This window comes from Enterobacter sp. CGMCC 5087 (assembly GCF_003144775.1).
GTDB lineage: Bacteria > Pseudomonadota > Gammaproteobacteria > Enterobacterales > Enterobacteriaceae > Enterobacter > Enterobacter cloacae_M.
In genome coordinates this window covers 1-5,925 of sequence record NZ_QFXN01000246.1, presented here as the reverse complement: position 1 = coordinate 5,925, position 5,925 = coordinate 1, and the positions used below count along the sequence as shown (strand labels likewise).

Here is a 5,925-nt window from a genome sequence, read left to right as displayed (position 1 = left end):
GGCGGGTTAATGATCGGGGTAGACATCAGCGAGCCGAATACGCCGCCATTGGTAATGGTGAAGTTACCGCCGGTCAGGTCGTCTACGGTCAACTTGCCGTCGCGGCCTTTAACAGCCAGCTCTTTAATGTTTTTCTCGATGTCAGCCATACCCAGGGTATCCACATCACGCAGAACCGGCGTTACCAGGCCGCGTGGTGTAGAAACCGCCATGCTGACGTCGAAATAGTTGTGGTAAACCACGTCATCGCCATCGATGGACGCGTTCACTTCCGGGTAGCGTTTCAGCGCTTCAACTACCGCCTTCACGTAGAAGGACATAAAGCCCAGACGGATACCGTGACGTTTTTCAAACGCGTCACCGTACTGCTTACGCAGGTCCATGATTGGCTTCATGTTCACTTCGTTGAAGGTGGTCAGCATCGCGGTAGAGTTTTTCGCTTCCAGCAGACGCTCGGCCACGCGTTTACGCAGGCGAGTCATTGGCACGCGTTTTTCGCTGCGGGCACCCAGAGCAGGCTGTGCTGCTGGTGCTGCCGCAGGGGCTTTCGCTTCTGCCTGAGCAGGCGCTTTCGCCAGGTGTTTGTCGATGTCTTCGCGGGTCAGACGACCGCCCACACCGGTGCCTTTGATGGCTGCCGGGTCAAGGCTGTGTTCAGCCAGCAGGCGACGGATCGCCGGGCTGAGAGCGTCGTTAGACTGTTCTTCCAGAGAAGCCTGCTGGCGCTGAGCCGGCGTAGAGGCTTTCTCTTCAGATTTCGCGCTGGACTCTTTGCCCGCGCTGTTGCCTTCACGCAGGCGACCCAGGATCTGACGAGAGGTTACGGTGGTACCTTCATCTTCCAGCACCGCGTCCAGAACGCCATCCGCCGAAGCCGGTACTTCCAGTACCACTTTGTCAGTTTCGATTTCTACCAGCACTTCATCGCGCTTAACGGCATCGCCTGGTTTTTTGTGCCAGGTAGCGACGGTCGCATCTGCTACGGATTCAGGCAGGTCGGGAACAAGAATATCTACGCTACTCATTTTGTATCCTTTAATTAATCGACGTTCAGCGCGTCATTGACCAGATCTTGTTGCTGCTTCTGGTGAACGGACATATACCCTACCGCCGGAGAGGCGGAGGCCGGGCGACCTGCATAACGCAGGGCTGACCCAAATGGAATCACTTCACGGAAATGATGCTGGCTGCAGTACCATGCGCCCTGGTTAAGCGGCTCTTCCTGGCACCAGACAAAATCATGTACGTGAGCATATTGTTTCAGCACTTCCTGCATCGCCTGATGCGGGAACGGATAAAGCTGTTCGATACGCACGATGGCGACATCTTTCTGATCGTTCTTGCGGCGCTGTTCCAGCAGGTCGTAATAAACCTTACCAGAACACATCACTACGCGCTTCACGCCCTGCGGATCCAGCTCGTCAATTTCACCGATGGCTGGCAGGAAGGTTCCGTTCGCCAGTTCTTCCAGGCTTGACACCGCCAGCGGGTGGCGCAGCAGGGATTTCGGCGACATCACCACCAGCGGACGGCGCATACCGCGCAGCGCCTGGCGACGCAGCATGTGGTAGACCTGAGCCGGGGTGGACGGCACGCAGACCTGCATATTCTGCTCGGCGCAGAGCTGCAGATAACGCTCCAGACGCGCGGAGGAGTGCTCCGGACCCTGACCTTCATAACCGTGCGGCAGCAGCATTACCAGGCCACACATGCGGCCCCACTTCTGCTCGCCGGAGGAGATGAACTGGTCGATAACCACCTGCGCACCGTTGGCGAAGTCACCGAACTGCGCTTCCCAGATGGTCAGTGTGCGTGGTTCAGCGGTGGCATAACCGTATTCGAAGGCCAGAACCGCTTCTTCAGACAGCACGGAGTCCCAGACCTTGAACTGGCCCTGACCGTTGTGCACGTGCTGCAGCGGGGTATAGGTTGAACCGTTGGACTGGTTGTGAACAACCGCGTGACGGTGGAAGAAGGTCCCACGGCCCGCATCTTCACCGGACAGACGAACAGGAATACCTTCGTCAACCAGCGTTGCGTAGGCCAGCGTTTCCGCGCCGCCCCAGTCGAACAGCTTCTCGCCTGCCGCCATGGACTGACGGTCAGCGTAGATTTTCGCCACGCGAGACTGCATCTCGATAGCGTCCGGTACGGTGCTGATGCGTTTAGCCAGCTCCTGCAGGCGCTTCATCTCAACCTTGTTCGGGTAGCTCTCATCCCACTCGTGGTTGAGGTACGGCGACCAGGTAAAGGAGTGCATGTTCATCGGGCGCAGCTCTTTGACCACGCATTCACCCGCATCCAGCGCGTCGCGGTAGAGGTTGACCATTTCGGTCGCATCTTCCAGCGTCGTCACTTTGTCGCTCTCCAGCTTGTCAGCATAGATTTTGCGCGGGGTCGGGTGTTTTTTGATTTTCTGATACATCAACGGCTGGGTTGCACTTGGCTCGTCCGCTTCGTTGTGGCCGTGACGGCGGTAGCAGAAGAGGTCAATGAACACATCGCGTTTAAAGGTATTACGGAAGTCCAGCGCCAGACGGGTAACGAAAGCAACGGCTTCCGGGTCATCCGCGTTAACGTGGAAGATTGGCGCCTGAACCATCTTACCGATGTCGGTGCAGTACGGGGTAGAACGCGCGTCAAGCGGGTTAGAGGTGGTAAAGCCCACCTGGTTGTTAATCACGATGCGAACGGTACCGCCCACTTCGTAACCACGCGCTTTCGACATGTTCAGGGTTTCCTGAACCACGCCCTGCCCTGTTACCGCCGCATCACCGTGGATGGTGATCGGCAGCACTTTATTGCTGCTCGGCTCGTCCAGACGATCCAGACGCGCACGCACGGAACCGATCACCACCGGGCTAACGATTTCCAGGTGTGACGGGTTAAACGCCAGCGCCAGGTGAACCAGACCGCCTTCGGTTTCGATATCTGACGAGAAGCCCATGTGGTACTTCACGTCGCCGGTGCCGAGGTGTTCTTTATGTTTGCCCGCGAATTCGTCGAACAGGTCCTGAGGTTTTTTACCCAGCACGTTAACCAGCACGTTCAGACGACCACGGTGCGCCATGCCCAGTACCACTTCACGGGTGCCGCTCTTGCCTGCGTGACGAATCAGCTCTTTCAGCATCGGCACCAGCGCGTCGCCGCCTTCCAGCGAGAACCGTTTTGCGCCCGGGAATTTCGCGCCCAGATAGCGCTCAAGCCCTTCCGCTGCGGTCAGTTCGTTCAGGAAGCGTTTTTTCTCGTCAGCCGAGAAGGTCGCGTGGCCCGCTACGGATTCGATGCGCTGCTGGATCCAGCGTTTCTCTTCGGTAGAGGTAATGTGCATGTATTCCGCGCCGATGGAGCCGCAGTAGGTTTGCTTGAGCGCGTCAATCAGATCGCCCAGCTTCATCGTGTCTTTGCCGATGGCAAAGGAACCTACGTTAAAGCTTTCCTGGAAATCGGCCTCGGTCAGATCGTGATATGCCGGATCGAGATCGGCCACACGGTCTTGTTTCCACAGTCCCAGCGGATCGAGATTCGCATGCTGGTGACCACGGAAGCGATAAGCGTTGATAAGCTGCAGGACTTTAACCTGCTTCGCATTGGTGTCAGGGTCGGAAATCGCAGAAGAGTAACGTGAGGCATCCTTCGCCAGACGACGGAAATAATCACGTGTTTTGGAATGGAATTGATCCGGTTTGACCCCTGTGCCAGGCAACTGCTGGAACATGGAACGCCAGTTTGCGTCCACTGAGTCAGGATCGGTTAAGAAGTCTTCATAGAGCTGTTCAATCCAGCTCTGGTTCGCACCAGAAAGGAAAGAAGAGTCCAGCCAGGCTTTCATTGCGCCGTTCTGCATCGTGATCCCTTAAGCATTTTTATGCTTACTTTCGCCGTAGAAACTACCACGCACACCACGTGTACGTGCCGGGGTTCACCTGCGAGCTCTTTTACTTTGGCCCGCGAAGGAACCTTTAGAAACTGTCTAAGGGTCTTTACCCTCACCCCTACCCTCTCCCTAAGGGAGAGGGGGAATGCCGTCGGCAGTTTTTAAAGATTTCCTGCAATCTGTCCCCTCTCCCTTAGGGAGAGGGTTAGGGGAACACCGCTCCCCTCTCACTACTTACGCACTGCGCTGCAGCAGCATCGACTTAATATGGCCGATGGCGCGCGTCGGGTTCAGCCCCTTCGGACACACACTGACGCAGTTCATGATGCTATGGCAGCGGAATACGCTGAAAGCGTCACTCAGTCCTTCCAGACGGCTGTCGGTTTCGGTGTCGCGGCTATCGATCAGGAAGCGATAGGCAGCCAGCAGACCGGCCGGGCCGATAAACTTGTCCGGGTTCCACCAGAACGACGGGCAGGACGTTGAACAACATGCGCAGAGAATACACTCGTACAGACCATCGAGTTTTTCACGCTGCTCAGGAGACTGTAAGTGCTCGCGAGCGGGTGGATTTTGCCCATTATTCAATAAGTAAGGCTTAATCTTCTCATATTGTGCATAGAATTGCCCCATGTCTACCACCAAATCACGTACGACCGGCAGGCCTGGCAGAGGACGGATAACAATTTTCTGACCAGGACGCTGCAGCGCTGAAATTGGCGTGATGCAGGCCAGGCCATTTTTGCCGTTCATGTTCACACCGTCAGAGCCACAAACCCCTTCACGGCAGGAGCGGCGGAACGACAGCGTAGGATCTTTTTCTTTCAGCTGGATTAAGGCATCCAGCAGCATCATGTCGCGACCTTCTTCCGCTTCCAGGGTGTAGTCCTGCATGCGCGGAGCGTCATCAACATCCGGGTTATAACGATAAACTGAGAATTCGAGTTTCATTATCCTGTCTCCGCATTAGTAAGTACGAATCTTCGGCGGGAACGCCGGACGCAGTTTCGGTTCCATGTTGACGCTACGACGCGTCATGGTTTCCGACTCTGGCAGATACAGGGAATGACACAGCCAGTTTTCGTCATCACGCTCCGGGAAGTCGAAGCGGCTATGCGCGCCACGGCTTTCGGTACGGAAGTTTGCCGACATCGCGGTCGCGAACGCGGTTTCCATCAGGTTATCCAGTTCCAGGCACTCAACGCGCTGGGTGTTGAACTCGCTGGAGGTGTCGTCCAGACGGGCATTTTTCAGACGCTCGCGGATCTCTTTCAGCTGCTCAAGACCTTTGGCCATCGCGTCGCCTTCGCGGAATACCGAGAAGTTGTGCTGCATGCATTCCTGCAGCGCTTTACGGATTTCCACCGGATCTTCGCCGTTACGGTTGCCGTTCCAGCGGTTGAGGCGCTCCAGAGAAGCATCAATTTCGTCGTCGGTTGCGTCACGCAGCGCACCCTGCTCGGCAATGGATTCCTGCAGATGCAGACCCACTGCGCGACCAAACACCACCAGATCCAGCAGGGAGTTGCCGCCCAGACGGTTTGCACCGTGTACGGATACGCAGGCAATTTCGCCTACCGCGAACAGGCCAGGAATGACCTCGTCTTCGCCCTGCTCGTTCACGGTCAGCGCCTGTCCGGTTACTTTGGTCGGAATACCGCCCATCATGTAGTGGCAGGTTGGGATAACCGGAATCGGCTCTTTCACCGGGTCGACGTGTGCGAAGGTGCGGGACAGTTCCAGGATACCCGGCAGACGGGACTCCAGAACTTCTTTACCCAGATGGTCGAGCTTCAGCTTCGCGTGTGGACCCCATGGGCCGTCGCAGCCGCGGCCTTCACGGATTTCGATCATGATGGAACGCGCCACCACGTCACGACCCGCCAGGTCTTTCGCATTCGGGGCATAGCGCTCCATGAAGCGCTCACCGTGTTTGTTCAGCAGGTAGCCACCTTCACCGCGGCAGCCTTCTGTTACCAGAACGCCCGCACCGGCGATACCGGTTGGGTGGAACTGCCACATTTCCATATCCTGCACCGGCACGCCCG

At 56.8% G+C, this 5,925-nt stretch carries 4 protein-coding genes; all 4 read right to left on the bottom strand.

Going from position 1 to position 5,925, the window contains the following annotated elements; translation table 11 throughout:
- The coding region (gene odhB, locus DEO48_RS21965; RefSeq protein WP_109846275.1) for a 2-oxoglutarate dehydrogenase complex dihydrolipoyllysine-residue succinyltransferase at positions 1-1,025 on the bottom strand (1,025 nt) is incomplete at its 3' end.
- A gap of 14 nt (positions 1,026-1,039) precedes the next feature.
- Positions 1,040-3,847, bottom strand: coding sequence for a 2-oxoglutarate dehydrogenase E1 component (sucA, locus tag DEO48_RS21960; RefSeq protein ID WP_023334931.1), 2,808 nt, complete (start codon positions 3,845-3,847; stop codon positions 1,040-1,042).
- 264 nt (positions 3,848-4,111) lie between these two features.
- Entirely contained in the window at positions 4,112-4,828 is a 717-nt protein-coding gene (gene sdhB, locus DEO48_RS21955; RefSeq protein WP_008501090.1) for a succinate dehydrogenase iron-sulfur subunit SdhB, read from the bottom strand.
- Between the two features lie 15 nt (positions 4,829-4,843).
- A partial coding sequence (locus tag DEO48_RS21950; RefSeq protein ID WP_146198316.1) for an FAD-binding protein occupies positions 4,844-5,925 on the bottom strand: 1,082 nt, incomplete at its 5' end.

Coding starts and splice junctions, on each gene's coding strand:
- sucA (WP_023334931.1), bottom strand. CDS start 3,847: ATGCAGAACGGCGCAATGAAAGCCTGGCTGGACTCTTCTTTCCTTTCT.
- sdhB (WP_008501090.1), bottom strand. CDS start 4,828: ATGAAACTCGAATTCTCAGTTTATCGTTATAACCCGGATGTTGATGAC.